The following is a 25,108-nucleotide window of genomic DNA, read 5'->3' as shown; positions in this document are numbered from 1 at the left end:
AGCGTGCGCGGCCCCCCTCCCCCCCCCCCGCCGCCCCCCTCCCCCGGGGGGGGGGGCGCCCCCTTCCCCCCTGTCCCCGGGGCCCCCCCCGCTTCTCGTGCGGCAACCGGCACCGGCACCGGCGCGGCGAGGCCCTAGGCTCGGGGCATGTCCGAGCAGCTCCCCGCCGCCGCAGCGCGGCTGACCGAAGCCGTCGACCGGCTCGCCGACCGCTTCCGGGCGATGCCGCAGAGCCGCCTGCTGGCCGCCGTCCCCGGGCATCCGTCCCGGGCCGCCGCCGTGCTCGAACTGGCCCGCCGGCTGGCCGACTCGGGCCGGGCGCTGGAGGGGCTGCCCGCGCTGGAGGTGCCGGACTGCGGGGCGTTCGCGGTGGGGGACCAACTGGCCGTCACCGGGCACGACCTGGCGCTGGCCGCGGCGGACGGGCACCCGGAGGCGCTGGCCGCCGCGCTGGACGACGTCGAGCGCACCGACCGGCTGACCGCCTGACCGGCTGACCGCCTGACCGGCCGGCCCGCCGGGCGCGCGCACCGGAGCCGGACGCGCCGACGGGGCGCCGAGCCGGTCCGGGCAACCCCTTGCCGGGTGGTCTCGGCGCCCCGTCGGCGCGGGCGCGGTCGGGCGGGCGGTCAGATCGAGGCGACCACCCGGTCGGCGAGCACGTAGACCGTCTCGTCGTCGGTGGAGAAGGTCAGCGAGTACGAGCCGGAGAACCGGGACCCGCCGAGCAGCCGGACGTCCTCGCCGGCCCGGACGGCGTCGATCAGCCGGTACGCGGCCTCCCGGTCGCCGGGGGCGACGCACAGCGTGGTGCCGTCGGCGAAGGCGTACACGTCCAGGGTGCCCAGCGGGCCGGGGCGGACGTCGGTCAGTCCGATCCGCTCCTCGGCGAGCGCGGCCAGCCGGTCGTCGGTCCACTCGCGGGACGGGGTCGGGCTGGGCACGAAGTCGGGGTGCGAGGGGTGCCGGCGCGGGTCGGGCGCGGTCGCGGGCTCGGCCTCGGCGTCCAGCAGCCCGGCCTCCAGACCGGTGGCCAGCAGGTCGGCCTCCCGGCGGGCCCGCACGTCGCCGTTGTCGCCGGGGGCGGGCAGGCCGCCGCCCTGCGCGGGGTGCCCCTGCGCGGGGTGCGCGGCCCGGGCGCCCCCGGCCGGGGTGCCGTCCGCCGGGGCGTCCTTGATCAGGTCCTCCAGCGCGTGGCGCAGCGCCTCGCCGAACTCCGGGTCCATCACGCCGTTGTTGTCGGCGGCGTCCTGCGGGCCGGTCGGGCGCGGGAAGAAGATCGGCCAGTCCTCGCCGATGGTGGTGAACGGGGTGTCGAACAGCGGGGCGTCCTCGGCGGCGCGCGCCTCCTGCTCGGCCCAGAACGCCCGGGCCTCGGTGATCTCCCGCTCCCGGTCGGCGGCCAGCGCCTCGGTGACGGCGCGGCGTATCAGCGCCTCGTCCACCTGCGGGGTCGTCGGCCTGGCGTCCAACTTCCTTGCCAGCGTACGGAGGTGGAGCAGGACGGCGGAGGTCAGGGCGATCAGTACCAGCAGCAGGGAGAGGAAGACGGCGCTCACGGAACGTACTCCCAACGAGGAGCGGAACGGGGTTACGCCTCCACACTGCCGTATCGGCGGCCGTTACTGCAGTGGCTCATGTCGGATTTGTCTGTGACTTTCCTACTTGTCCTCAAATTGTTAGGTAATACCTTTCTACGCTGCGGAGTTGATCCAATCCGGTGCGTCGAACATTCGGTCGCGGAGCGATGAAAAACGGGCCGGATCGCACCCGAGGTGTGATCCGGCCCTCAATTACGCAGCGTCACTCCGGATGGGTGAGACGCCCGTCACAGTGGTCAGCTCAGGCGCTCGATCACCATCGCCATGCCCTGCCCGCCGCCCACGCACATGGTCTCCAGGCCGAACTGCTTGTCGTGCCACTGGAGGGAGTTGATCAGGGTGGTGGTGATCCGGGCGCCGGTCATGCCGAACGGGTGGCCGACCGCGATCGCGCCGCCGTTCACGTTCAGCCGGTCCAGGTCCACGCCCAAGTCCCGGTAGGACGGGATGACCTGGGCCGCGAACGCCTCGTTGATCTCCACCAGGTCGATGTCCCCGATCGACAGGCCCGCCCGCCGCAGCGCCTGCTTCGACGCCTCCACCGGGCCGTACCCCATGATCTCCGGGGACAGCGCGGAGACGCCGGTGGACACCACCCGGGCCAGCGGCGTGATGCCCAGCTCGCGCGCCCTGGTGTCCGACATGACCACCAGCGCGGCCGCGCCGTCGTTCAGCGGGCAGCAGTTACCGGCCGTAACGGTACCGTCCGGGCGGAACACCGGCCGCAGCCCGGAGACGCCCTCCAGCGTCACGCCCGCGCGCGGGCCGTCGTCCGCGCTCACCACCGTGCCGTCCGGCAGCGTCACCGGGGTGATCTCGCGCTGCCAGAAGCCCGCCGCGATCGCCGCCTCCGCCAGGTTCTGCGAACGCACGCCGAACTCGTCCTGCTCGGCCCGGGTGATCCCCTTCAGCGCGGCCAGGTTCTCCGCGGTCTGCCCCATCGCGATGTACGCGTCCGGCAGCAGGCCGTCCTCGCGCGGGTCGTGCCACTCCCCGCCGCCGGTCTCCGCCCGGTGCTTGGTGCGCGCCTGCGCCTCGTCGAACAGCGGGTTGGTGGTGCCCGGCATGCCGTCCGAGGTGCCGTTGACCGAGCGGGAGACGGTCTCGACGCCCGCCGAGATGAAGACGTCGCCCTCGCCGGCCTTGATCGCGTGCAGCGCCATCCGGGTCGTCTGCAGCGACGAGGAGCAGTAGCGGGTGATCGTCGCGCCCGGCAGGTAGTCCATGCCCATCTGGACGGCCACGATCCGGGCCAGGTTGTGGCCCTGCTCGCCGCCCGGCAGGCCGCAGCCCAGCATCAGGTCGTCGATCTGCCGCGGGTCCAGCTGCGGGACCTTCGCCAGCGCCGCACCGATCACCTGCGCGGTCAGGTCGTCCGGGCGGACGTCCTTCAGCGAGCCCTTGAACGCCCGGCCGATCGGCGAACGGGCGGCGCTGACGATGACGGCTTCGGGCATGGCGGACTCCTCGCTGAGTGACCTCGGGACGCGATCCGGTGGATCTCCCGGGAAAGTTACCGTTTGGTAGCTCCGGCGTCATCCGCCTCCGGATGTGAGTTCGCCGACGTGATCGCCCGCCGCCCGTCCCCGCCCTCCAGGACGGCCGGCGCCGCGCCCTCCCCGGCCGGCTCCGCGTCCTCCCCGCGCGGCAGGGCCAGCCGGAAGCGCTGCTTGAGCGTCGCCCACCGCCAGGTGCCGTTCGCCGGACCGGCCGCCGTCACCTCGGTGCCCGAACGCCCCGCCGCCGCCGCGGCCGCCACCGCCACCGGCAGCACCGCCTGCGGCTCCACCACGCCGCCCGCCGCCGACTCCTGCGGCCACAGCCCCAGCTCCGCGCACAACGAGGGCAGCAGCGCCATCGACGCCGTCGCGTAGCCCTGCGCGGACGGGTGGTAGCGGTCCGCGGCGAACAGCTCCGGCCGGGACGCGAACTCCGGGCCCAGCAGCGAACCCAGCGAGACCGTCCGCCCGCCCGCCTCCACCACCGCGATGGTCTGCGCCGCCGCGAGCTGCCGGCTCAGCCGCCGCGCCACCCAGCGCAACGGCGGCCGGACCGGCTTGATGGTGCCCAGGTCCGGGCAGGTGCCTACCACCACGTGACAACCCGCCGAGACCAACGCGCCCACCGCCTCGCCCAGTTCGCGCACGCTGCGGGCCGCCGGGGCGTGCCGGGTCACGTCGTTCGCACCGATCATCACCACCGCGACGTCCGGCCGGTGCGGCAGCGCCAACTCCAACTGCCGGGCCAGATCGGACGAGCGCGCCCCCGACTTCGCCACGTTCGCCAACCGCACCCGGCGCTCCGCGACCGAAGCCAGCCCCGAGGCCAGCAGCGCGCCCGGCGTCTCCTGCGCCCGCTGCACGCCCAGCCCCGCCGCGGTCGAATCGCCCAGGAACGCCAGCACCAGCGGCTCCCGCGCGTCGGACGGATCGGCGAAACCCTCGCCGTACACGCCGTCCGCGCGCGGCGGATCGCCGTCCAGGATGCCGATCGCCCGGACCGCCAGCCGGCTCTCGGTCAACAGCACCCCGGCCAGACCCACCCCCAGCAACCCCAGCCCACCACCCCCGTACGCCGCCGCGGTGGCGATCCGCCGCGCCACCCGGGCCCTCGACGCCTGCGAGCCGGACATCGGCAACCCCCTCTCCACTCCGCACACCGGTACCCCACTGGTACCCCCCGGCCACCTCGGCGTACCGGCCCACCGGGGCAGAACCACCCGGGCGCCGCACGGGGGTGGCGGGTGGGGGCGGAGGGGGGTAGGCGCCTGCGGCGGGCTGGGGAGGGGGAGTGGGTGGGGTGGCCGACCTGCGGCCGTACCGGCCCGCCGGGGTGGGAGCGCTCGGGTGCCGCACGGGGGTGGCGGGCGGGGTGGGGGCGCGTGGGTGTGATGGGGGTCGGGGGGCGCGGGGTGGGCCCTAGGCTGGGGGTTTCGGAAGAACAGTGATGCCATCGACCGGGAGGACCCCCGTGCGGTACCACAATTCGATCATCGAGCTGGTCGGCGACACCCCGTTGGTGAGGCTCAACAAGGTCGCCGAGGGGATCAGCGCCACCGTGCTGGCGAAGGTCGAGTACTTCAATCCGGGCGGTTCGGTGAAGGACCGGATCGCGATGCGGATGATCGAGGCGGCGGAGGCTTCCGGCGCGCTCAAGCCCGGCGGCACCATCGTCGAGCCCACCAGCGGGAACACCGGGGTGGGGCTGGCGATCGTGGCCCAGCAGAAGGGCTACCGGTGCATCTTCGTCTGCCCGGACAAGGTGTCCACCGACAAGATCAACACCCTGCGGGCGTACGGCGCGGAGGTCGTGGTCTGTCCGACCGCGGTCGCGCCCGAGCACCCGGACTCGTACTACAACGTCTCGGACCGGCTGGTCCGGGAGACCCCGAACGCGTGGAAGCCGGACCAGTACTCCAACCCGGAGAACCCGGCCTCGCACTACCACTCCACCGGCCCGGAGCTGTGGGAGCAGACCGAGGGGCGGATCACCCACTTCGTGGCGGGCGTCGGCACCGGCGGGACGATCTCCGGCACCGGCAACTACCTGAAGGAGGTCTCCGGCGGGAAGGTGCAGGTGATCGGGGCGGACCCGGAGGGCTCGGTGTACTCGGGCGGGACCGGGCGGCCGTACCTGGTGGAGGGCGTCGGCGAGGACTTCTGGCCGACCGCGTACGACCGCGGCGTCGCGGACCGGATCGTCGCGGTCTCCGACAAGGACTCGTTCCAGATGACCCGCCGCCTCGCCAAGGAGGAGGGCCTGCTGGTGGGCGGCTCCTGCGGGATGGCCGTGGTGGCGGCGCTGGAGGTGGCCCGCGAGCTGGGGCCGGACGACGTGGTGGTGGTGCTGCTGCCGGACGGCGGCCGCGGCTACCTGTCGAAGATCTTCAACGACGACTGGATGGCCGACTACGGCTTCCTGCCGACGGCCACCGACGAGGCGCACATCGGCGAGGTGCTGGCCCGCAAGGACGCGATCGAGCACGAGGGCATCCCGCAGTTCGTGCACATGCACCCGGGCGAGACGGTCGCCGAGGCGGTCCGGGTGCTGCGGGACTTCGGCGTCTCGCAGATGCCGGTGGTCTCCGCGGGCGCCGGGCACCCGGACGTCATGGCCGGCGAGGTGGTCGGCTCGGTGGTCGAGCGCGAGCTGCTGGAGGGCCTGTTCAGCGGGCGGATCCAGCTGACCGACACCCTCGACGGGGTGATGTCGAAGCCGCTGCCGGTGGTCGGCTCCGGCGAGTCGGTGACCAACCTGATGGCGGTGCTGGAGAAGGCCGACGCGGTGGTGGTGCTGGTCGAGGGCAAGCCGCAGGGCATCGTGACCCGGCAGGACCTGCTGGCCTTCCTGACCGCCCGGGCCGGGCACTGACCCCGCGTCGGGGGGGGGGGGCGGACGTCCGCCGTCCGGGTGAAGGCGCGGGGCCCGGAACGGTTGGTACCCGGACGTCACAACCGCGCATCACCCGGTTAACACGGCCAGGGCATCTTTGAAGCACGGCAAGAAGCCGCAAGCGGTGACGAAGGAGGAAGGGAGCGGCTCCCCGGCCTCCGGGGTCACCGAGGACACAACCGGCCGGTCCTGACCCGGCCCACCGTGTCCGCCCGTGGGAGGCGCCGTCGTCCCGCCCCTGTCCTGCAGGGTGCGGCGGCTCCCGCGGCAGAGATCGCGCCGCGAGGCGCGGCTCCGCGAGCTCCCGGGTGGGGGAGTCCGAGCGGAGGAGGCAGGGCCGGTCCGGGTTCGCCCGGGCCGGCCCTCCCTCGTGCCCGGACGTCGCGGGCGGCGCGTTCCGGTGGGGGTGATACGCCGGAAGGGTGGGCGAGGCCCTAGGCTCGCCGGTATGACCAGCACCGACCTGCCCGAGCAGGACGCACCGCGCTACGTTCGCCTCACCATCGAGCTGATCGCCGAGATCACCGACGAGGGCGCCCTCAAGGCCGCCGCGCTCACCCAGGTCGCCGACGACGAGTACCTGGAGGACGACGAGCGGGCCCAGGCCGTTGAGGCGATCGAGGTGGACCCGACCGGTTCGCTCGCCCACTTCGTGGACCCGGTCGCCCTGCTCGGCGACATCCCCGGCGTCGAGCTCGCCTCCGCGACCTGGGAGTCCGCCAGCACCGACTACGACCCCGACGACGAGAGCTGGGACGAGTACGAGGTCCAGTAGGCGCCCCGTCCCGCCCCGTTCCACCCCGTGCGAGAGCCCGGTCCGGTAACCCCGGACCGGGCTTTTGTCCGTTCTGCGGCCTGCTTGGGTACTCTCGTACGATCTGCACATAAATGAGTGATCTTGGGACCGAGGAGCGTGGACGTGACCGCAGCGGACAAGCAGGACCGGCCGCGCGGCGGCAACTGGAGCCGGCGCGGGGTGCTCTCCGGACTGCTGGGCGCTCCCGTGCTGCTGGTCGCGGCCTGTTCGGGCGGCGGGGACAAGTCCGGCGGCTCCGGGGCCTCCGGTGCCGCCGGCTCGGCCCCGGCGGAGGGCGGGGCGTCGAGCAGCGCGTCCACCAGTCCCAAGGCGTCCGTCGCGCAGATCACCGTCAAGCCCGCCGACGGCACCACCGCCGCGCCGTTCACCGAGCCGGTCACCGTCACCGTGCTGAACGGCACCCTGACCTCGGTGACCGTGACGGACGGCACCGGGAAGGCGATAGCGGGGCGGCTCGCGGCGGACAAGGCGAGCTGGACCTCCACCGCCAAGCTCTCCAGCGGCAGCCGGTACACCGTCGCGGCCTCCGCCGTGGACGGCGACCAGCGCCCGGCCGACGCCAACGCGAGCTTCTCCACCGCCTCCCCGGCCAACACCTTCGTCGGCTACTTCACCCCCGAGGACGGCACCACCGTCGGCGTCGGCATGCCGGTGTCGATCAACTTCAACAAGGCGATCACCGACCGGAAGGCCGTCCAGCAGGCGATCACCGTGGTCGCCGACCCGCCGGTGGAGATCGTCGGCCACTGGTTCGACTCCACCCGGCTCGACTTCCGCCCGCAGGACTACTGGGCGAAGGGCACCAGGGTCACCCTGAAGCTGCGGCTCAAGGACGTGGCCGGGGCCAAGGGCGTGTACGGGACGCAGTCCAAGGACATCACCTTCACCGTCGGCCGCAGCCAGGTCTCCACCGCCGACCTGACGGCCGACACCCTCACCGTCCGCACCGACGGCCAGGTCACCGCCACCTACCCGGTGATCGGCGGCGCCCCCGAACACCGCACCTGGGGCGGCAAGTTGGTGATCTCGGAGAAGTACCAGCAGACCCGGATGAACTCCAGCACGGTGGGCCTGGGCAGCGAGTACGACATCCCGGACGTGCCGCACGCCCAGCGGCTCACCACCTCGGGCACCTTCATCCACGGCAACTACTGGTCGCCCGCCTCGCAGTTCGGCAACGACAACACCAGCCACGGCTGCATCGCGCTGCAGGACGTCCAGGGCGGCAACGACCCGAGCACCGACGCGGCGAAGTTCTACGCGAGCTCGATGGTCGGCGACGTGGTCGAGGTGGTCAACTCCGGCGACCGCACGGTGAGCCCCGCCAACGGCCTGAACGGCTGGAACATGACCTGGGCGGACTGGGTCGCGGGCAGCGCGGTCTGAGGATTCCGGCCGGCCGGGTCACGGTTGGCACACGGAGCTGGGCAGTTCATGAGAACGTCCTATACGAATGGTAAAAATATTCGCGTGCGGGGGGACGCGTCATCGTGCTGAGCTTGCCTCCGCGGCAGGGCCGACCGGGCCCGAACCGTCTCCAGTAGCAGGAGCAAGCCATCAACACCGACACCCGCCGCCGCACCGTCCGCGCCGGCATAGCCGTCACCACCGGAGCCGCCCTCCTCGGTGGCGGCCTTGTCGCCTGCAGCACCGTCAAGCAGATCAACACCGGTGAGAAGCTGAGCAGTTCGTTCGAGAAGCTCGGCGACGCCCGGACGCTCTCCTTCGACCTCTCCTTCGACGCCGCCGCCGACCAGCTGGTCGCGTTCGGCGAGGCGACCGACTCGCCGATCGAGCGGCAGGAAGCCGACCTGCTCGCCGACCTGAAGCTCTCCGTCTCGGTGAGCTACGACAAGCCGCTCAAGGAGACCGAGCTCTTCAAGGGCGGCTGCTCCGGTGCCGCCGCCACCACCGGCGCCGACACCGAGGGCCTCTCGATCGCCTACGCGCTGAACGGCAAGAAGGACGGCAAGACCTACCTCGACCTCCGGCTCGTCGACGACACGGCGTACGTCAAGGCGGACGTCCGCGCCATCGCCGAACTCGCCGGCGAGGACGCCTCCGAGCTCGACCGGAACCTCGACGAACTGCCGCCCGAGGCCGCCCCGCTCAAGGACCTGATCGACGGCAAGTGGGTCTCGGCGGACGCCGACGCGTTCAAGCAGATCGCCGAGGGCATGCCGGGCGCCGGGGCGGAGCACGACGGCGGCGCCGACCCGGGCGCCGCGCCCGGCGTCGACCCGTCCGTGCTCAAGCACTTCTGCGACTCGATGAAGAGCGCGCTCTCCGACAACGTCTCGGTGACGGACCTCGGCAAGTCCGGCGACGCCGACGTGATCCGGGTGTCCGCGCCCGCGCGCGGCCTGCTCGACAGCGTCTACGGGTCGCTCGCCGACGCCGCCAAGGAGATCCCCGGCGCCCCCGCGTTCCCGTCCGAGAAGAAGTTCGACGGCTTCAGCGGGGTGCCGGACCGCAGGCTCGCCGCCGACGTGCGGATCGTGAACGGCCGGGCCTCGGCGATCACCCTCGACCTCGCCCAGTTCGGGGACAAGACCGACTGGTCGACGCACCTGCCGCTGCGGCTCGGCATCTCCGCCGCGGACACCCCGATCGAGGCCCCGTCCGGCGCCACCGCGTTCGACGTCGGCAAGTTCAAGGAGCTGCTGACCTCGATGGAGGACGGCGGATCCTACGGGGAGGACGACTTCGGCACCGACATCGACACCGACTACGACTTCCCCTCCGGCGCCCCGCTCAGCGCGTCCGAGTACGCCCAGCTGGAGGCGCTCGGCATCGACCGGGACACCGCCGAGGCGCTGAACCGCGCCGGCTTCGGGTTCGACGACATCAAGGAGATGGCCCCCGAGCTGACCTGACGCACCGTCAGGAGCGAAGCGGGCAGCGCACGGCCCGTCGCGGCAGCACGCCGCGGCGGGCCGGGCCGCGTCCCGGCCGCCGCGCAGCGCGACGTCCGGAAGCCGCCGGACCGGGCCGCCGCCGGAGCACAGGCTGGAGGCATGCACACCACCGACACCACCACCGCCCTGGACGTCCGGGCCGTGCCCGCCCCGGTGCTCGCCGAACTGCGCCGCACCGACGACGCCGGACGGGCCCGCGCGGCCACCGACGCCGGGCCCGGCGGCCACCCGCTGCGCTGCTGCCTGACCAGGGCCAGGCCCGGCGACCGGGTCGTCCTGCTGTCGTACGCGCCGCTGCTGCGCTGGGCCGCCGAGACCGGCTGCGACCCCGGCCCCTACCTGGAGACCGGACCGGTGTTCGTGCACGCCGAGCCGTGCGCGGGCCACCCCGGCGGCTGGCCGGAGGGCTTCCACGGCGGCCCGCGGGTGCTGCGGGCCTACTCGGCGGACGGCCTGATCCTCGGCGGCCGGGTCGGCGCACCGGCCGAACTCCCGCGGATCGCGGCCGAGTTGCTGGCCGACCCGGCCACCGCCGTGCTGCACGTGCGGGCGGTCGAGTTCGGCTGCTTCATGCACGAGGTCCGGCGGGGGTGAGCGCTCAGCCGGTCGGCTTCGCGTAGTCGGCGTAGCCCTGCCAGTCGAGCATCACGCAGGGCACGTCACCGAGCACCCAGGCGTCGTGGCCGGGCGGGCAGAGCATGAAGTCGCCCGCGCCGAACTCCGCGGCCTCGCCGTCGTCCATCTCCACCCGCAACCGGCCGGAGATCACGTACCCGGCGTGCGAGGACCGGCAGCTGTCCGTGCCGGCGATCGGCTTCACGTGCTCCGACCAGCGCCAGCCCGGCTCGAACACCGCCCGGCCGACGCCGCCGGCCGCCAGGTTCACCAGCGCCAGCTGCCCCTTGCCGCCCTCGAACGGGCGGACCTCCTCCGGTTCGTCCAGACTCATCCGCACCAACCCGGCCATCACCGTTCACCTCCGGCCGAGAACGACCCGCGCCCCGCCACCGGGCTCGGCGACGGGGCGCGGCTGACCCCTCCATCCTCGGCACCGGGCCGGGCGGGCGCGACGCGGGACGGTCACCCGGCGGCCGGGGCCCCTGCGTCCGGGCCCGCTCCTCGGCCTCCCGGAGCTCCAGCAGCTCCAGCACGGCGCCCGCGCGGTGCCCGACGAAGGTGCGGGGCGGGGGCGTCGGGCCGGGCCAGCAGCGCGACGGCGGGCAGGGCCCGGACCGGGGCGTCCGGCCCGGTGCGCTCGGTCGACATCCCACGCCCCCAGCGGCTTCGATCACGTGTACGGCCGGGCGATCGTAGCGGTACGACCCGTGACTCCGCGAGGGCTTCGCGGGGGCCTTGCGGGGGCCTTGCGGTGACGTTGCGGCAACCTGACACCCCGTCGCGGCACACCCCCGCGAACACCCGGTCGCACTAGGCTCGGTGGCATGACCGAGCACCAGCTTTCCCACGGCTTCGAGACCCTCGCCATCCACGCGGGCCAGGAAGCGGACCCCCGGACCGGGGCAGTCGTGACGCCGATCTACCAGGTGTCCACCTACAAGCAGGACGGCGTCGGCGGACTGCGCGAGGGCTACGAGTACAGCCGCTCCGCGAACCCGACCCGCACCGCGCTGGAGGAGTGCCTGGCCGCGATCGAGGGCGGCGCGCGCGGCCTCGCCTTCGCCTCCGGGCTGGCCGCCGAGGACACCCTGCTGCGCACCCTGCTCAAGCCCGGCGACCACATCGTCATCCCGAACGACGCGTACGGCGGCACCTTCCGGCTGTTCGCCAAGGTGCTGACCCGCTGGGGCGTCGAGTTCTCCGTCGCCGACACCCACCACCCCGAGAAGGTGCGCGAGGCGATCCGGCCGACCACCCGCGCGGTGTGGGTGGAGACCCCGTCCAACCCGCTGCTCGGCATCACCGACCTGGCCGCGGTCGCCGAGATCGCGCACGCCGCCGGGGCGAAGCTGGTGGTCGACAACACCTTCGCCAGCCCCTACCTGCAGCAGCCGATCGCGTTCGGCGCGGACGTCGTGGTGCACTCCACCACCAAGTACATGGGCGGGCACTCCGACGTGGTCGGCGGCGCCCTGGTGGTGGCCGACGCCGGCCTGGCCGAGGAGGTCGCCTACCACCAGAACGCGATGGGCGCGGTGGCCGGGCCGTTCGACGCCTGGCTGGTGCTGCGCGGCATCAAGACGCTCGGCGTCCGGATGGACCGGCACTCGGCCAACGCCGAGCAGGTCGCCGAACTGCTGGCCGGCCACCCGAAGGTGACCCGGGTGCTCTACCCCGGACTGCCCACCCACGCCGGGCACGACGTCGCCGCCAAGCAGATGAAGGCGTTCGGCGGCATGGTGTCGTTCCGGGTCGCGGGCGGCGAGCAGGCCGCCGTCGAGGTCTGCAACCGGGCGCAGCTCTTCACCCTGGGCGAGTCGCTGGGCGGCGTCGAGTCGCTGATCGAGCACCCCGGGCGGATGACCCACGCCTCCGCGGCCGGCTCCCCGCTGGAGGTGCCCGCCGACCTGGTGCGGATCTCGGTCGGCATCGAGTCCGCCGCCGACCTGCTGGCCGACCTGGAGCAGGCGCTCGGCTGACCGGCGCTCAGGCCGGGCGACGGTTCAACGGCGGTCCAGCAGGCCGTCGTTGAACCGGGCCAGCAGCGCGCAGAACACCGCCCGCTCCCCGGGCGTCCAGCCCGCGGTCAGCTCGGCGATCAACTCCCGCCGCCGCTCCCGCACCTCGGCCAGCCGCCCGGCCCCCAGCGGCGTCAGCGCCAGCCGCACCGCCCGCCGGTCCGCCGGGTACGGCAGCCGCGCCACCAGCCGCTCCCGCAGCAGCGGCGCGGCCTGCCGGGTCACCGTCGAGGAGTCCACCCCGAGCCCCGCCGCCAGCGTCTTCACATTGGCGGGCCCGGTCGCGGCGAGCTGCTCCAGCAGCAGGAACGCGGCCCGGTCCAGCTCGCCGGCGACACTGATCCGCCGCGCGAACACCGCGACCTGGTAGGGGAGTTGACCGTCCGGATCGGGGCGGTCGGGATCGGGGGAGGGGTCGGGCACAGGCAGGCTCATCGCGGCTCACGGGTGGTGTGGGCGACTCGTGACCAGCAGCGTACGCGCGCCGGGCGAACACCGGAACAGTGCGCGTCCTACGCTGACCCCCATGCACAGGTGGCCGATCACGGTGGACGACGTCCGGGGCGCGCAGAAGATGCTGGCCGGGGTGGCCCGGGTCACCCCCATGCAGACCAGCCGCCACCTCTCCGGGGTGGCCGGCACCCCCGTCCACCTCAAGTGCGAGAACCTGCAGCGCACCGGCTCGTTCAAGCTGCGCGGCGCGTACGTGCGGATCGCCGGGCTGTCCCCGGTCGAGCGGGCCGCCGGGGTGGTCGCCGCCAGCGCCGGCAACCACGCCCAGGGCGTGGCGCTGGCCGCCGCGCTGCTGGGGGTGCGCTCCACCGTCTTCATGCCGCTCGCCGCGCCGCTGCCGAAGGTCGCCGCCACCCGCGAGTACGGCGCCGAGGTCCGGCTGCACGGCGCCAACGTCGACCAGGCGCTGCAGGCGGCCCGCGAGTACGCCGAGGCGACCGGCGCGGTGTTCATCCACCCCTTCGACCACTGGGACGTGATCACCGGTCAGGCCACCGTCGGCCTGGAGGTGCTGGAGCAGTGCCCCGAGGTGCGCACCGTGCTGGTCGGCACCGGCGGCGGCGGGCTGCTGGCGGGCGTGGCGATCGCGGTCAAGGCGCTGCGCCCGGACGTCCGGGTGGTCGGGGTGCAGGCCGCGGCGGCGGCCGCGTACCCGCTGTCGCTGGCGGCGGGCCGGCCGGTCTCGCTGGAGCGGTACGCCACCATGGCGGACGGCATCATGGTCGGCCGCCCCGGCGACATCCCGTTCGAGGTGGTGAACTCCCTCGCGGACGGGGTGGTGACGGTCACCGAGGACGCGCTCTCCCGCTCGCTGCTGGTCGGCCTGGAGCGGCTGAAGCTGGTGGTCGAGCCCGCCGGTGCGGCGCCGATCGCCGCGCTGCTCTCGGAGCCGGGCCGGTTCGAGGGGCCGGTGGTGGCGGTGCTCTCCGGCGGCAACATCGACCCGCAGCTGATGCAGCGGGTGCTGCGGCACGGCCTGGCCGCGGCCGGCCGCTACCTGTCGCTGCGGGTGCGGCTGTTCGACCGGCCGGGCTCGCTCGGCGAGCTGCTGGGCGTGCTGGGCCGGGCGGACGCCAACGTGCTGGACGTCGCGCACGTGCGGATCGACCCGCAGTTGGGCCTGACCGAGGTCGAGGTGGACCTGCACCTGGAGACCAAGGGCCCGGAGCACTGCGCGGTGGTGATCGGGGAGCTGCGCGAGGCCGGGTACGTGGTCAGCCGCTGAGGCCGCCGGGGCCGCGGGTTGTCAGTGGTGGCTGCCAGGCTGTGACCGGGCTCACCTGCGAGGCTTGACGCGATATATCGCGAGTGACAGCATCTTGCGATGTATCGCGAGCTTCGCCGCAGGCGGGCTCGGGTAACAAATCGGATGATTCCCCCACAGAACCGACTCGCATCAGGAGATGAGGCAGGCCCATGGCGGCAGCCATCGAAGCCGAGAACCTGGTCAAGACCTTCGGTGACGTCCGCGCCCTGGACGGCGTGAGCCTGGACGTGCCCGAGGGCACCGTGCTCGGGCTGCTCGGCCCCAACGGCGCGGGCAAGACCACCACCGTCCGCGTCCTGACCACCCTGCTCCAACCGGACTCCGGACGGGCCACCGTGGCCGGGGTCGACGTCCTCAAGCATCCCAACAAGGTGCGCAGCCTGATCGGCCTGTCCGGTCAGTACGCCGCCGTCGACGAGTACCTCACCGGCCGCGAGAACCTCCAGATGGTCGGCGAGCTCTACCAGATGAGCGCCCGCGACGCGAAGAGGCGGGCGCTGGAGCTGCTGGAGTGGTTCAACCTCTCCGAGGCGATGGACCGCACCGCCAAGACCTACTCCGGCGGCATGCGCCGCCGCCTCGACCTGGCCGCCGCGCTGGTCGTCCGGCCCCCGGTGATGTTCCTCGACGAACCCACCACCGGCCTCGACCCGCGCAACCGGCTCGCCCTGTGGGAGGTCATCGAGACCCTGGTCGAGCAGGGCACCACCCTGCTGCTCACCACCCAGTACCTGGAGGAGGCCGACCGCCTCGCCCACGACATCGCGGTGGTCGACCACGGCAAGGTGATCGCCCGCGGCACCGCCGACGAGCTCAAGCGCCAGATCGGCGGCGAGCGCATCGAGGTGGTGGTCCGCGCCGCCGACCTGGTCCCGGAGGCGGTCGCCGCGCTCACCCCGTACGCCAAGGGCGACCCGACGGTGGAGAAGAACACCCGCCGGATCACCGTCCCGGTCAGCGGCGGCGCCCGGGTGCTCGCCGACGCCATCCGCGAACTGGACGCCCGCTCCATCGAGATCGACGACATCGGCCTGCGCCGCCCGACCCTGGACGACGTCTTCCTCTCGCTCACCGGCCACGTCACCGAGGGCGGCGCGGACGAGGACGAGGACGGCGGCGCGACCGCCGGCCGGGGCCGCCGCGGCAAGGGGAAGGACGCCTGAGATGACCCTCTCCGACACCCGGGGCGCGATCGGCGGCGCCCCCGTCACCCCGCGGCGCGGCGTCGCCGCCACCGCCCACGACTCCTGGGTGGTCGCCAAGCGCAACCTGCGCCGGATGACCCGAATTCCTGAGATCGTCGTGTTCGGCCTCATGCAGCCGGTCATGTTCGTGCTGCTGTTCTCGTACGTCATGGGCGGCGCGATCGCGATCCCCGGCGCCCAGCCCAGCCACCAGACGTACATCGAGTACCTGATGGCCGGCATCTTCGCCCAGACCGTCACCTTCGCGGTGGCCGGCGCCTCGGCCGGCATCGCGGAGGACATGACCAAGGGCCTGGTCGACCGGTTCCGCTCGCTGCCGATGTCCCGGGCCGCCGTGCTCACCGGCCGCACCCTGGCCGACCTGGTGCAGACCGCGTTCATCCTGGTGGTGCTGGCGCTGGTCGCGCTGGCGGTCGGCTGGCGGATCCACAACGGCGTGCTCGACATGCTCGCCGCGTTCGGCCTGCTGCTGCTGCTCGGCTACGCCTTCTCCTGGATCGGCGCGCTGATCGGCCTGTCGGTGCGCAGTCCCGAGGCGGCCACCTCGGCCGGCCTGATCTGGCTGTTCCCGCTGACCTTCGTCTCCAACGCCTTCGTGCCGGTCAGCTCGATGCCCGGCTGGCTGCAGCCGATCGCCTACTGGAACCCGTTCTCCGCCACCGTGCAGGCCTGCCGCAGCCTGTTCGGCAACCAGCTCGGCCCGGTGCCGGACTCCTGGCCGATGCAGCACGCCGCGCTGGTCTCGGTGGTCTGGTCGATCGTCATCATGGCGCTCTTCTCCTGGCTGGCGGTGCGCAAGTACCGCCGCGCGGCCGGCTGAGGCCCGCCCCGTGACGGGCTGAGGCCCGCCCCGCGCGCGCGACGGCCGCTCCCCCCACCCGGGGGAGCGGCCGTCGTCGTGCGTCGCGCAGCGGTCAGCCGGAGAACGGCTTGGCGTCGACGATCTTCACGCGCGCCTTCTTGCCGTTCGGCTGCTCGTACTGGGCGTCCTGGCCCACCGACTTGCCGGTGATGGCCCGGCCCAGCGGCGACTGCGGGGAGTACACGTCGATGTCGCCGTCGGTGACCTCGCGGGAGGCCAGCAGGAACTCGATGGTGTCGTCCTCGTCGCCGTCGAAGGCGACCTTCACCAGCATGCCCGGGGCCACTACGCCCGAGTCCGCGGGGGCCTCGCCGACCTTCGCCCGCTCCAGCAGCTGGGACAGCTGGCGGATCCGCGCCTCGGTCTTGCCCTGCTCGTCCTTGGCCGCGTGGTAACCCGCGTTCTCCTTGAGGTCACCCTCCTCGCGCGCCGCCTCGATCTTCTTCGCGATCTCGACGCGCCAGGGCCCGGTCAGGTGGTCGAACTCGGCCTTGAGCTTGTTGTAGTGGTCCTGAGTGAGCCAGGTCACGTCATCGTTGGTCTGGGTCACAGGGTGCTCCTCGTCGGTGCTGGTGCCGCCCCGGGGGCGGTCCGGCGGCGGTGGGTATGTTTTCTGGGCAGATGCAAAGCAACGCCCGCTCCCGAGCCGGCCGGCGCGGAAGGGGCGAAATCACGAGCCTAACAAGTTCCGGGCCCGGACGGGAGGGTCGTGGGCGGGCCGGGGCCCTCCCGCGCGTCAGCACCCTCCGAAAGGGTGAGCGAGCGGGAGCGGTGACGGGTTACTTCTTGTCGGGGGTGCAGCCGAGCAGCTCCGCGGTGGTGCCGCGGGCCGTGGTCCGCAGCGTGACCACCTCGTCGTAGCTGCCGCCCGCCGCCGGGACCCGGAAGTCCGACTGGCCGACCACCGAGCCGTCCGTCCCCTGCGAGCGGACCGTGCACACCCCGGAGGTGCCGTCGCTCTTGCGCACCGACAGCTGCAGCTGCAGCTCGGAGTCCGACACCGCCTGGAAGGTGGGCACCGTACCGTTCAGCTCGGTCTCGCGCAGCAGGTACGAGCCGCCCAGCCAGGCGATCAGCCCGAGGAACAGCACCCCGCACACCACCGCGGCCACCCGCAGCCCGCGGTCGGCCGTCCGGTCGTCGGCGCGGTTGTAGCGGCCGGCCGGCGGCGCGGCCGGGGGCGCGACCCGCGTCTCGGGCGTAGGGCTGTGGTCCATGGCGGGCTCGGTCCTTTCGCGGAGGGGCGTTCGTCCTTCGGTGGGAATGGACGGGCCCTCCAGTCCGTCACTATAGGAGGGGCACGTCCGCGCCACAGGCGGCGGGGGAGCCGGCCCGACGAACCGGACATACCTGTACCTGAAGGGGACCAGGCGTTGAGCGAGCAGTTGCGTTTGATGGCGGTGCACGCGCACCCGGACGACGAGTCCAGCAAGGGCGCCGCCACCATGGCGATGTACGTCGACCAGGGGGTGGAGGTCCTGGTCGCCACGTGCACCGGCGGGGAGCGGGGGTCGATCCTCAACCCCAAGCTCCAGGGCGACGCCTGGGTCGAGGAGAACATCCACGAGGTCCGCCGCAAGGAGATGGACGCCGCCCGGGAGATCCTCGGCGTCCAGCAGGCGTGGCTCGGCTACGTCGACTCCGGCCTCCCGGAGGGGGACCCGCTGCCCCCGCTGCCCGAGGGCTGCTTCGCCCTGGAGGAGGTCGAGGTCGCGGCGGGCGCCCTGGTCAAGCTGATCCGCGAGTTCCGCCCGCACGTGATCACCACGTACGACGAGAACGGCGGGTACCCGCACCCCGACCACATCATGACCCACAAGATCACGATGGTGGCCTTCGAGGCGGCCGGCGACCCCGAGGCGTACCCCGAGGCCGGCGAGCCCTGGCAGCCGTCCAAGCTGTACTACAACCACGGCTTCCCGATGGGCCGGATCCGCGCCCTGCACGCCTACCTCAGCGCGAACGGGCACGACTCCCCGTACGGCGAGTGGATCGAGGGCTGGGAGAAGTCCGGCCGCGCCGAGCGGGAGATCACCACCCGGGTCGAGTGCGCCGACTTCTTCGGGACCCGCGACAAGGCGCTGATCGCGCACGCCACCCAGATCGACCCGGACGGGCCCTGGTTCCGCGTCCCGCTCGACGTCCAGCGCGAGGTCTGGCCCACCGAGGACTACGAGCTCGCCAAGTCGCTGGTCGACACCGACCTGCCCGAGAACGACCTCTTCGCGGGCCTGCGCAAGTAGCCCCGCGGCCGCTTCGTCCCGCTTCGCCCCGCCCCGTACCACCCCCCGGTGACCCGGCCGCCTTAAGGCCGGGTCACCATGGAGGAATGAGCACCCCCGTGAACCCCGTCCAGCTCGCCACCGCCCTGGCCCTCGACGAGACCAAGGTCACCCCCGGCCTGCTCGGCTTCGTCGTCTTCGCGGCGCTCGGCGTCGCCACCTGGTTCCTCCTGAAGTCGATGAACGCCCGCTTCAAGAAGATCGACTTCACCGAGCAGCCGGACCCCAAGGACGACTGACCCGGTACCTCCCCGCCGGCCCGCCGGTCACCGGGCGGCGGCGGGCGCGGTCGGCACCGGCGCGTCCGGGGCGGGAGCGCCGGGGCGGGGGCGGGCGGTCAGGGCGAGGACGGCGGAGATCGCGGCGTAGGTGACGACCGTCCCGGCGGCCGCGCCGAAACCGGCCACGGCCGGGTTCTCCTCGTGCGCCACGTAGGGGACCAGGGCCATCGCCATGGCGGGGGCGTGCGGTTCGCCGAGGTAGCGGGCCGCCAGGCAGACCACCGCGACGGCGAGGGCGCCGCCGACCCACTCCTGCGGGACCGTCCACAGCGCCAGCGAGCCGACGGCGCAGCCGCCGCACAGCAGCACGCCGCGCTTGAGGGCCAGCTGGAGGGTGCGGGCGGGCAGCATCGCCCACTCCAGGGCGGAGACCATCAGCGGCGGGGCGACCGCGACCGGCGGCAGGTCCAGCAGGACGCCGCTGACCAGCAGCCAGCCGCCCGAGACCGCGCCGAGGACGACGAGCCGGTCGACCCGCCAGGCCCCGGCGGCCACCATCGGCGCGGGGGGCCGGGGCAGGCCCCGCTCGATCGCGAACATCACCGCGGCGACCGCCGCGCAGATGCAGAGCACGGCCAGCGGGTAGTCCCAGGTGCGCAGGGAGAAGACCACCGGGAGCACGGCGGCGGACACGGCGGGGCCGATCGGCGCGGCGAGCAGTTGCAGGACGGCCAGCGCGATCAGCAGGGCGACGGCCGCGGCGCCCCACTTGCTCCAGTGCAGGGCGTGGAAGAGCTGGGCGACCAGGATGCCGTCCACGGCGCAGAGCACCGGTCCCGCGACCATCCGGGTCGGCGAGGCGATCCAGGCGGGGCGGTGCATCACCCAGACGCCGAAGGCGAGCGCGATCGCCTCCGGGAAGAGGATCGCGCGCTGGTTGAGCCCGACGGCCAGGGCCAGCATGGCGGCGGCCGGCAGGACGGGCGCCAGCCAGCGCAGGGTGGTGCGGAGTTCCTTCTTGTCCATGGACGCGACTACCTCGGGTCGTCTGTAACGGACGGCTCGCTGGTCGCGGGCCGGGAGGGGAGTGGTCGGGCGGCGGCTCAGCGGTGCGGGCGGGCGGTGCGGGTGGTGACGACCAGGACGGCCGCCAGCAGGACCAGGTTCTTGATCACGAATTCGCCCTCCATGGTCAGCAGGGCGGGGTTGCCGTCCTGGAAGGCCCGGTCGGGAACGACCACCAGCACGCCGAAGGTGGCGAGCAGGTGTCCGAAGAGGACCGGCAGCGCCCAGCGCATGCCGATCCCGGCGGCTATCCACAGGCCGAGGACCACCTCGACGCCACCGAGCACCGGGACCACCCAGCCGCCGGTGTGGAACGGGATGGTGCTGGTCACCAGGTCGGCGGCGGGGCTGCGGTCGATCAGCTTGAGGACGCCGAACCAGAGGTAGACCAGGCCCAGCGCGCAGCGCAGCAGGGTCAGGCCGAGCCGGTGCAGGGCCGGGCGCAGGGATTCGTAGCGCTCCAGGACGGGGGCGCCGGTGACGAGGGGGGCGGGACCCTGCCCGGTGTCAGGAAAGTGCGGAGCCGTGGTCACGGTGGCCTCCTGCCAGTGACGGGGTGACGGGGCGCCGACGGCCGTTCGCGGTCTGCGCGGCGCTGATCGGGATGACGCCCGCGGGGGGCCGCGGGCCGGCGGCGGGCCGGGCCGCCGGTGCGGCGGGTGGTGCGGGAACGGGGGGCCGACCGCGGGGGACCGACTCCCGGGCCAGTTCCTCGCGGAGCTGCCGCTCGTACTGGCGGCGGTAGGCGTCCGCGGTGATCTCGTTGCCCGCGGCCCGGTAGGCGGCCACCAGGGCTTCGTGGGCGCTCTCCCGCAGCCGGTCGGAACCGATCGCGACCAGGGCGACGTCCACGGCGGCGCCCGCGAAACCCGCTTCGGCCAGGCGCCGCGACAGGGTCTCCAGGGCGTGCAACCGGCGCTGGTGCCAGCGGATCTGACCGTGCGTCAGCCATTCCTCCGCCCAGTCGGGGAGCAGGTCGTAGCCGAAGTCGAGGTCCAGGGCCCGGCCGAGTTCGCGGTCGTCCATCTCGACGGCCGGGCCGAGGATGCGGGCGGCCGCGCGGTTGGCGGCGGCCAGGTCCACGGCGACGTCGGGGGACAGCGTCAGCAGGCCGGCGCCGCACTCCTTGACCAGGGGGACCGGGCAGGCCGGCATGCGGTGCAGCGCGGTGCGCAGCGCGGCCGCCGCGCGGTTGCGTTCGAGGTCGGGCCAGAGGACCTCGGCGGCCCGTGCCCTGGTCAGGCCGCGGGGCTCGACCGCGAGCAGCGCCAGCAGTCGACGGGCGCCCAGGGAGGGTTTCAGCTCCTCGCCCCGGAAGGAGAGGGTGAACCCGCCCAGCAGGCCGAGCCGGACCTGTTGGGCGCTCGGGTGCGTCGCCAGTTCGCACCGGGCGACCGGGCCGCCGGACGGCTCCGGTCTCTCCGCTTCGTGTGCCACTGCCCCTGTCACGGTCTCTCCCCCGGTCGGCTGCTCCAGCGCCAAGAAGGCTAAGGGGGGCGAATCGGCCGGAGGGCGGCCGATCGGTTCCTCGCATGGGGCCATAGCGACCTCCGATGGGTCGGGCCGGGCGGAGACGGACCGAAGTCGGCAGAAAATCGCCAGATAACCAGACAGTTTCGAACATATAAATGTCGGTACGCGGTCATTTCGCAATGGTGAGAAACATCTTTGCAACGTTCGGGACACGTCCGCCGCTCTAGCGTGGCCCCGCTTCCGGCAGTCGGGCGGTCGCCGCCGAGACCGAGCGCCCCGTCGGCGCCCCGGACCCCCAGCGCCCCGCAGGGAAGCAGGCACCACCGGACCACGCCAGACACCACGGACGGACCCGGCAGCACGGGCGCCGCACAGGCGCCGCCGGGCACGTCCCCATCGGACAAGGAGCAATGCCAGATGCAAGAGCCGTACACCCCCGGTCGGCGCACGGTGTCCCGCCGTTCGATGCTCGCCGCCGCCGCCGGCGCGCTGGGTGCGGCCGGCCTGGCCGCCGCGACCGGCCCGGCCGCCTGGGCCGCCGAGACCCGCACCGGCCGCCGCGCCGACGGCACCGGCGGGCTGCCGAGCGTGGTCGTCCGGTGGAACCAGGCCACCATGGACGCGATCCTCGACAAGTACCGGCTGACCGGCGCGGTCTTCGGCCCGGCCACCGTCAACGCCCGCTCCCTGGCCGTGGTGCACAACTGCATCTACGACGCCTGGGCCTGCTACGACAGCCACGCGAACGGCACCCGCTTCGGCGGCGCGCTGCGCCGCCCGAGGGCCGAACGCACCCTGGCCAACAAGAACGAGGCGATCAGCTACGCCGCGCACGCCGCGCTGACCGACCTCTACCCGGAGCAGGCGCCCGCCGCCGACTCGATGCTGCGCTCGCTCGGCTACGACCCCGCCCGCACCGGCGGCTCGCCGACCAGCCCGGCCGCGATCGGCCTGCGCACCGCCCGGGCCGTGCTCGCCTTCCGGCACCAGGACGGCGCCAACCAGCTCAACGCCTACGCGGACACCACCGGCTACCAGCCGAAGAACCAGCCGCAGTCGATCGCGGGCTTCGACCCCGCGCTGCTGGCCTCCCCGGCCAACTGGATGCCGCTGGTCGTCGGCGGCGCCACCCAGCACTTCCTCACCCCGCAGTTCGCCCGGATGACGCCGTTCGCCCTGACGAGCCCCGACCAGTTCACCGTGCCGGCCCCGCCCGCGTTGGGCAGCGCGACCCTGAACGCGGCCGTCCAGGAACTGATCACCATCAGCGCCGGGCTGTCCGACGAGCAGAAGGCGATCGCCGAGTTCTGGCTCGACGCCGACGTGACCCCGCCCGGCGCGCAGCAGGCGTGGGGCCGCTTCGTCTCCGCCCGCGACGGCTACGGCGTGGACGAGGACGCGAAGCTCTTCTTCGGCCTCAACATGGCCGAGTGCGACGCCGCGATCGGCTCCTGGGCGGTGAAGACCCGCTACGACTTCGCCCGCCCCAGCTCGCTCATCCCCTACCTGACCCGGGGTCAGCAGATCCGCTCCTGGGGCGGCCCCGGCCGGGGCACCGTCACGATGGACGGCGCGTCCTGGCGGGCCTACGTGCCGGTGCCGGCCTTCCCGGCCACCGTCTCCGGGCACAGCACCTTCTCCGGTGCCGCGGCCGAGTTCCTGCGCAGGTTCACCGGCTCCGACTCCTTCGGTGACTCCTACCTCTTCAAGGCGGGCACCTCCACCATCGAGCCCGGCCTCACCCCGGCCGTGGACACCCGGCTGACCTGGCCGACCTTCACCGCGGCGGCGGCCCAGGCCGGCATCTCCCGCGTCTACGGCGGCATGCACTGGCGTTTCGACAACGAGCCCGGAATCACCATGGGCACCCAGATCGGCGGTGTGGTCCACCGCCGGGCGACCTGTTACTTCCACGGTCAGGGCTGATTCCGACCGCACCGAACCGGCGACGGCCGCACCGCGGGTGCGGCCGTCGCACCCCGTGACAACCGGAGGTTGCGATGACCCGACACAGTCCTGTGGTGACGGCCGACTGGGTGGCGCGGCACCGCTCGGACGAGCACGTCGTACTGGTGGAGATCACCGACGGCGGGCCCGGCCCGACCGGCTGGATACCCGGGGCGGTGAGCCTGAACTGGCGCACCGACCTCCAGCACCCGGTCCGCCGCGACGTCCCCGACGCCGCGCAGATCGCGGCGACCCTGGGAAGCCTGGGCATCGGCCCGGACGACACCATCGTGCTCTACAGCGGCAACAGCAACTGGTGGGCCACCGCGGCCTTCTGGCTGCTGCGCGTGTACGGCCACCGGGACCTGCGGCTGCTCGACGGCGGGCGCGCCCGCTGGGAGGCGCAGGGCGGCGAACTGACCTTCCGCCGGCCCGAACGGCCGCCGACCGCCTACCCGGTGCCGACCGCCGACCTGTCCCTGCGGGCCACCCGCACCGACGTCCTGGACGGCATCGGCCGGATCAACCTGCTGGACGTGCGCTCGCTGCCCGAGTACCTCGGCGACCGCACCACCCCGCCGGACGTCCCGGAGGACCTGCACGTGCGCCCCGGCCACGTCCAGTCCGCCCAGCACTTCCCCTGGGACCTGCACGTGCGTCCGGACGGCTGCTTCCGCACCCCGGAGGAGCTCCGGGCCGTCTACGCCGAACTCGACACCACCGTCCCCACCGTCGTGTACTGCCGGATCGGCTGGCGCTCCTCGCTCGTCTGGTTCGTCCTGCACGAACTGCTCGGCCTGCCGAACGTCCGCAACTACGACGGCTCCTGGCAGGAGTTCGGCGCCATGGTCGGCGCCCCCGTGGTGCGCGGCCCGCTGCCCTGGGGCGAGGTCCGCGGTACGAACGAGCGCAAGGAGACGGTCGATGCCTGAGGTCACGGTCATGCGCGACGTGCTGCGCAGCGGATTCCTGCAGGACGACCTCGCGTGGGTCCCGTGGGTGGAGCCCGGCCGGGTGGGCGTCGAGCACGTCGTCCTGTGGGCCCCCGACAGCGGGACCGGCGAGGACTCCACCGCGCTGCTGCTGCGCTTCCCCGCCGGGGCGCACGGGGACTTCCACGAACACCTCGGCCACGAACTGATGCTGGTCCTGGACGGGGTCCTCGACCACAGCGACGGACGCAGCTTCCGCCGGGGCGACCTGGTGGTGGAGGAGCCGGGCACCCGGCACCAGATGTCCAGCGCCCTGGGCTGCACCGTCCTGGCGGTCCGGGCCAGGCCGGCCGCGGCCCGGGTCCCCGGCCCCGGCGAACCGGCCGACCGGACCGGCCGACAGCCGACGGACTGACCCCCGGCCGCCCGGGGCCCCGCCCGCACCCACCCGGCGACGCCGCCGCCCACAGCCGCACCGAGGAGACGCAATGGCACACCCAGACCTCGCCACCAGGAAGGCGAAGCGCTCGACCGGACGACCGGACGCACCGGGGCCCGGCCTGCGGGTACTGCTCACCACCGGGGCCTCCGACGCCCACACCTGGAACCTCGTCCACCTGCAACTGTTCCTGGAGGAGGCCGGCCACTCGGTCCTCAACCTGGGCCCGTGCGTGCCCGAACGCCTGCTGGTGGACACCGTCGAACTGACCCGCCCCGACCTGATCGTGTTCAGCTCGGTCAACGGGCACGGCCACCTGGACGGCCTGCGCGCGGCCCACGCGCTCGACGCCAACCCCCTCACCCGGGGCATCCCGAAGGTGATCGGCGGCCGCCTCGGCATCACCGCCGGCGAGGGCGAGGCCGAGCGCCGGACCGCACTGCTGGCGGCGGGCTTCGACGAGGTCCACCCCGACGGGGCCGGTCCGGAACCGCTGCTGGGCCGGCTCGCCGCACTCGCCGGGGCCGCCGACGCGCGG

26 protein-coding genes are annotated in these 25,108 nt (G+C 73.5%); 16 read left to right on the top strand and 10 right to left on the bottom strand.

Features of this window, described 5'->3' with window-relative positions; translation table 11 throughout:
* The first annotated feature begins 147 nt into the window (after positions 1 to 147).
* On the top strand, positions 148 to 489 hold the full coding sequence (locus ACWEO5_RS30205; protein WP_452165361.1) for a hypothetical protein: 342 nt from the start codon (positions 148 to 150) through the stop codon (positions 487 to 489).
* Positions 490 to 629: 140 nt separating this feature from the next.
* Here the strand turns inward: ACWEO5_RS30205 and ACWEO5_RS30200 are convergent, their stop codons facing one another.
* The 3 genes from ACWEO5_RS30200 to ACWEO5_RS30190 form a co-directional block, all read right to left on the bottom strand.
* Positions 630 to 1,559: a hypothetical protein gene (locus tag ACWEO5_RS30200; protein WP_452165360.1), complete on the bottom strand. Its 930-nt coding sequence runs from the start codon at positions 1,557 to 1,559 to the stop codon at positions 630 to 632.
* Between the two features lie 278 nt (positions 1,560 to 1,837).
* A complete protein-coding gene (locus ACWEO5_RS30195; RefSeq protein WP_452165359.1) occupies positions 1,838 to 3,058 on the bottom strand; it encodes an acetyl-CoA C-acetyltransferase in 1,221 nt (406 codons plus the stop codon).
* A gap of 56 nt (positions 3,059 to 3,114) precedes the next feature.
* Positions 3,115 to 4,233 carry an SGNH/GDSL hydrolase family protein gene (locus ACWEO5_RS30190; protein WP_452165358.1) on the bottom strand — a complete coding sequence of 373 codons (1,119 nt, stop codon included), beginning with the start codon at positions 4,231 to 4,233 and terminating at the stop codon, positions 3,115 to 3,117.
* 338 nt (positions 4,234 to 4,571) lie between these two features.
* Between ACWEO5_RS30190 and ACWEO5_RS30185 the strand changes: the two genes are divergently transcribed.
* The 5 genes from ACWEO5_RS30185 (at position 4,572) to ACWEO5_RS30165 (ending at position 10,322) form a co-directional block, all read left to right on the top strand.
* Positions 4,572 to 5,972: a cystathionine beta-synthase gene (locus ACWEO5_RS30185; RefSeq protein ID WP_452165357.1), complete on the top strand. Its 1,401-nt coding sequence runs from the start codon at positions 4,572 to 4,574 to the stop codon at positions 5,970 to 5,972.
* Positions 5,973 to 6,441: 469 nt separating this feature from the next.
* On the top strand, positions 6,442 to 6,768 hold the full coding sequence (locus tag ACWEO5_RS30180) for a hypothetical protein (RefSeq protein WP_033218097.1): 327 nt from the start codon (positions 6,442 to 6,444) through the stop codon (positions 6,766 to 6,768).
* A gap of 138 nt (positions 6,769 to 6,906) precedes the next feature.
* Complete coding sequence (locus ACWEO5_RS30175; RefSeq protein ID WP_452165356.1) at positions 6,907 to 8,196, top strand: L,D-transpeptidase; 1,290 nt, start codon at positions 6,907 to 6,909, stop codon at positions 8,194 to 8,196.
* Positions 8,197 to 8,651: 455 nt separating this feature from the next.
* Complete coding sequence (locus tag ACWEO5_RS30170; RefSeq protein WP_452165355.1) at positions 8,652 to 9,686, top strand: hypothetical protein; 1,035 nt, start codon at positions 8,652 to 8,654, stop codon at positions 9,684 to 9,686.
* 141 nt (positions 9,687 to 9,827) lie between these two features.
* On the top strand, positions 9,828 to 10,322 hold the full coding sequence (locus tag ACWEO5_RS30165; protein WP_452165354.1) for a DUF1203 domain-containing protein: 495 nt from the start codon (positions 9,828 to 9,830) through the stop codon (positions 10,320 to 10,322).
* Between the two features lie 4 nt (positions 10,323 to 10,326).
* Here ACWEO5_RS30165 and ACWEO5_RS30160 read toward each other — a convergent pair whose 3' ends face one another.
* Positions 10,327 to 10,695: a cupin domain-containing protein gene (locus ACWEO5_RS30160; RefSeq protein ID WP_380241694.1), complete on the bottom strand. Its 369-nt coding sequence runs from the start codon at positions 10,693 to 10,695 to the stop codon at positions 10,327 to 10,329.
* A gap of 475 nt (positions 10,696 to 11,170) precedes the next feature.
* On the opposite strand from ACWEO5_RS30160, the gene ACWEO5_RS30155 reads away from it, so the two are divergent.
* Entirely contained in the window at positions 11,171 to 12,325 is a 1,155-nt protein-coding gene (locus tag ACWEO5_RS30155) for a cystathionine gamma-synthase (RefSeq protein WP_452165353.1), read from the top strand.
* A 24-nt stretch (positions 12,326 to 12,349) separates the two neighbouring features.
* On the opposite strand, the gene ACWEO5_RS30150 is transcribed toward ACWEO5_RS30155, so the two are convergent.
* A complete protein-coding gene (locus tag ACWEO5_RS30150; RefSeq protein ID WP_344553877.1) occupies positions 12,350 to 12,799 on the bottom strand; it encodes a MarR family winged helix-turn-helix transcriptional regulator in 450 nt (149 codons plus the stop codon).
* Between the two features lie 91 nt (positions 12,800 to 12,890).
* On the opposite strand from ACWEO5_RS30150, the gene ilvA reads away from it, so the two are divergent.
* From ilvA to ACWEO5_RS30135, 3 genes are all read left to right on the top strand, one after another.
* The gene (gene ilvA / locus ACWEO5_RS30145) at positions 12,891 to 14,102 is read left to right on the top strand and encodes a threonine ammonia-lyase (RefSeq protein ID WP_344553876.1); all 1,212 of its coding nucleotides are present in this window, start codon (positions 12,891 to 12,893) and stop codon (positions 14,100 to 14,102) included.
* Positions 14,103 to 14,293: 191 nt separating this feature from the next.
* Positions 14,294 to 15,307, top strand: a complete 1,014-nt coding sequence (locus ACWEO5_RS30140) for an ATP-binding cassette domain-containing protein (RefSeq protein ID WP_452165352.1) — start codon at positions 14,294 to 14,296, stop codon at positions 15,305 to 15,307.
* A 1-nt stretch (position 15,308) separates the two neighbouring features.
* A complete protein-coding gene (locus ACWEO5_RS30135; RefSeq protein WP_344553873.1) occupies positions 15,309 to 16,169 on the top strand; it encodes an ABC transporter permease in 861 nt (286 codons plus the stop codon).
* Positions 16,170 to 16,263: 94 nt separating this feature from the next.
* Here ACWEO5_RS30135 and greA read toward each other — a convergent pair whose 3' ends face one another.
* Positions 16,264 to 16,761: a transcription elongation factor GreA gene (greA, locus tag ACWEO5_RS30130; protein ID WP_344553872.1), complete on the bottom strand. Its 498-nt coding sequence runs from the start codon at positions 16,759 to 16,761 to the stop codon at positions 16,264 to 16,266.
* 229 nt (positions 16,762 to 16,990) lie between these two features.
* Entirely contained in the window at positions 16,991 to 17,428 is a 438-nt protein-coding gene (locus ACWEO5_RS30125; RefSeq protein ID WP_452165351.1) for a DUF4307 domain-containing protein, read from the bottom strand.
* Between the two features lie 156 nt (positions 17,429 to 17,584).
* Between ACWEO5_RS30125 and mca the strand changes: the two genes are divergently transcribed.
* Both mca and ACWEO5_RS30115 read left to right on the top strand, forming a co-directional pair.
* On the top strand, positions 17,585 to 18,454 hold the full coding sequence (gene mca / locus ACWEO5_RS30120) for a mycothiol conjugate amidase Mca (protein WP_452165350.1): 870 nt from the start codon (positions 17,585 to 17,587) through the stop codon (positions 18,452 to 18,454).
* A gap of 86 nt (positions 18,455 to 18,540) precedes the next feature.
* Positions 18,541 to 18,732, top strand: a complete 192-nt coding sequence (locus tag ACWEO5_RS30115) for a hypothetical protein (protein ID WP_452165349.1) — start codon at positions 18,541 to 18,543, stop codon at positions 18,730 to 18,732.
* A gap of 27 nt (positions 18,733 to 18,759) precedes the next feature.
* On the opposite strand, the gene ACWEO5_RS30110 is transcribed toward ACWEO5_RS30115, so the two are convergent.
* The 3 genes from ACWEO5_RS30110 to ACWEO5_RS30100 all read right to left on the bottom strand — a co-directional run bounded on the left by ACWEO5_RS30110 (position 18,760) and on the right by ACWEO5_RS30100 (position 21,216).
* Positions 18,760 to 19,740, bottom strand: coding sequence for a hypothetical protein (locus tag ACWEO5_RS30110; RefSeq protein ID WP_452165348.1), 981 nt, complete (start codon positions 19,738 to 19,740; stop codon positions 18,760 to 18,762).
* A 77-nt stretch (positions 19,741 to 19,817) separates the two neighbouring features.
* The gene (locus ACWEO5_RS30105) at positions 19,818 to 20,312 is read right to left on the bottom strand and encodes a DoxX family protein (protein WP_344553862.1); all 495 of its coding nucleotides are present in this window, start codon (positions 20,310 to 20,312) and stop codon (positions 19,818 to 19,820) included.
* A complete protein-coding gene (locus ACWEO5_RS30100) occupies positions 20,287 to 21,216 on the bottom strand; it encodes an AfsR/SARP family transcriptional regulator (protein WP_452165347.1) in 930 nt (309 codons plus the stop codon). Before ACWEO5_RS30100 ends, ACWEO5_RS30105 begins: the two co-directional genes overlap by 26 nt.
* A 453-nt stretch (positions 21,217 to 21,669) precedes the next feature.
* Between ACWEO5_RS30100 and ACWEO5_RS30095 the strand changes: the two genes are divergently transcribed.
* From ACWEO5_RS30095 to ACWEO5_RS30080, 4 genes are all read left to right on the top strand, one after another.
* The gene (locus ACWEO5_RS30095) at positions 21,670 to 23,178 is read left to right on the top strand and encodes a vanadium-dependent haloperoxidase (RefSeq protein WP_452165346.1); all 1,509 of its coding nucleotides are present in this window, start codon (positions 21,670 to 21,672) and stop codon (positions 23,176 to 23,178) included.
* A 74-nt stretch (positions 23,179 to 23,252) separates the two neighbouring features.
* A complete protein-coding gene (locus ACWEO5_RS30090) occupies positions 23,253 to 24,131 on the top strand; it encodes a sulfurtransferase (RefSeq protein ID WP_452165345.1) in 879 nt (292 codons plus the stop codon).
* Positions 24,124 to 24,546, top strand: coding sequence for a cupin domain-containing protein (locus ACWEO5_RS30085; protein WP_344553857.1), 423 nt, complete (start codon positions 24,124 to 24,126; stop codon positions 24,544 to 24,546). The genes ACWEO5_RS30090 and ACWEO5_RS30085 overlap by 8 nt, the downstream gene beginning before the upstream one ends.
* A gap of 73 nt (positions 24,547 to 24,619) precedes the next feature.
* On the top strand, positions 24,620 to 25,108 hold a 489-nt coding region (locus ACWEO5_RS30080), incomplete at its 3' end, for a cobalamin B12-binding domain-containing protein (RefSeq protein WP_452165344.1).

The organism is Kitasatospora sp. NPDC004272 (assembly GCF_053603035.1).
The sequence above is the reverse complement of the archived record's forward strand: the minus strand, read 5'-3'. Positions and strand labels throughout refer to the sequence as shown.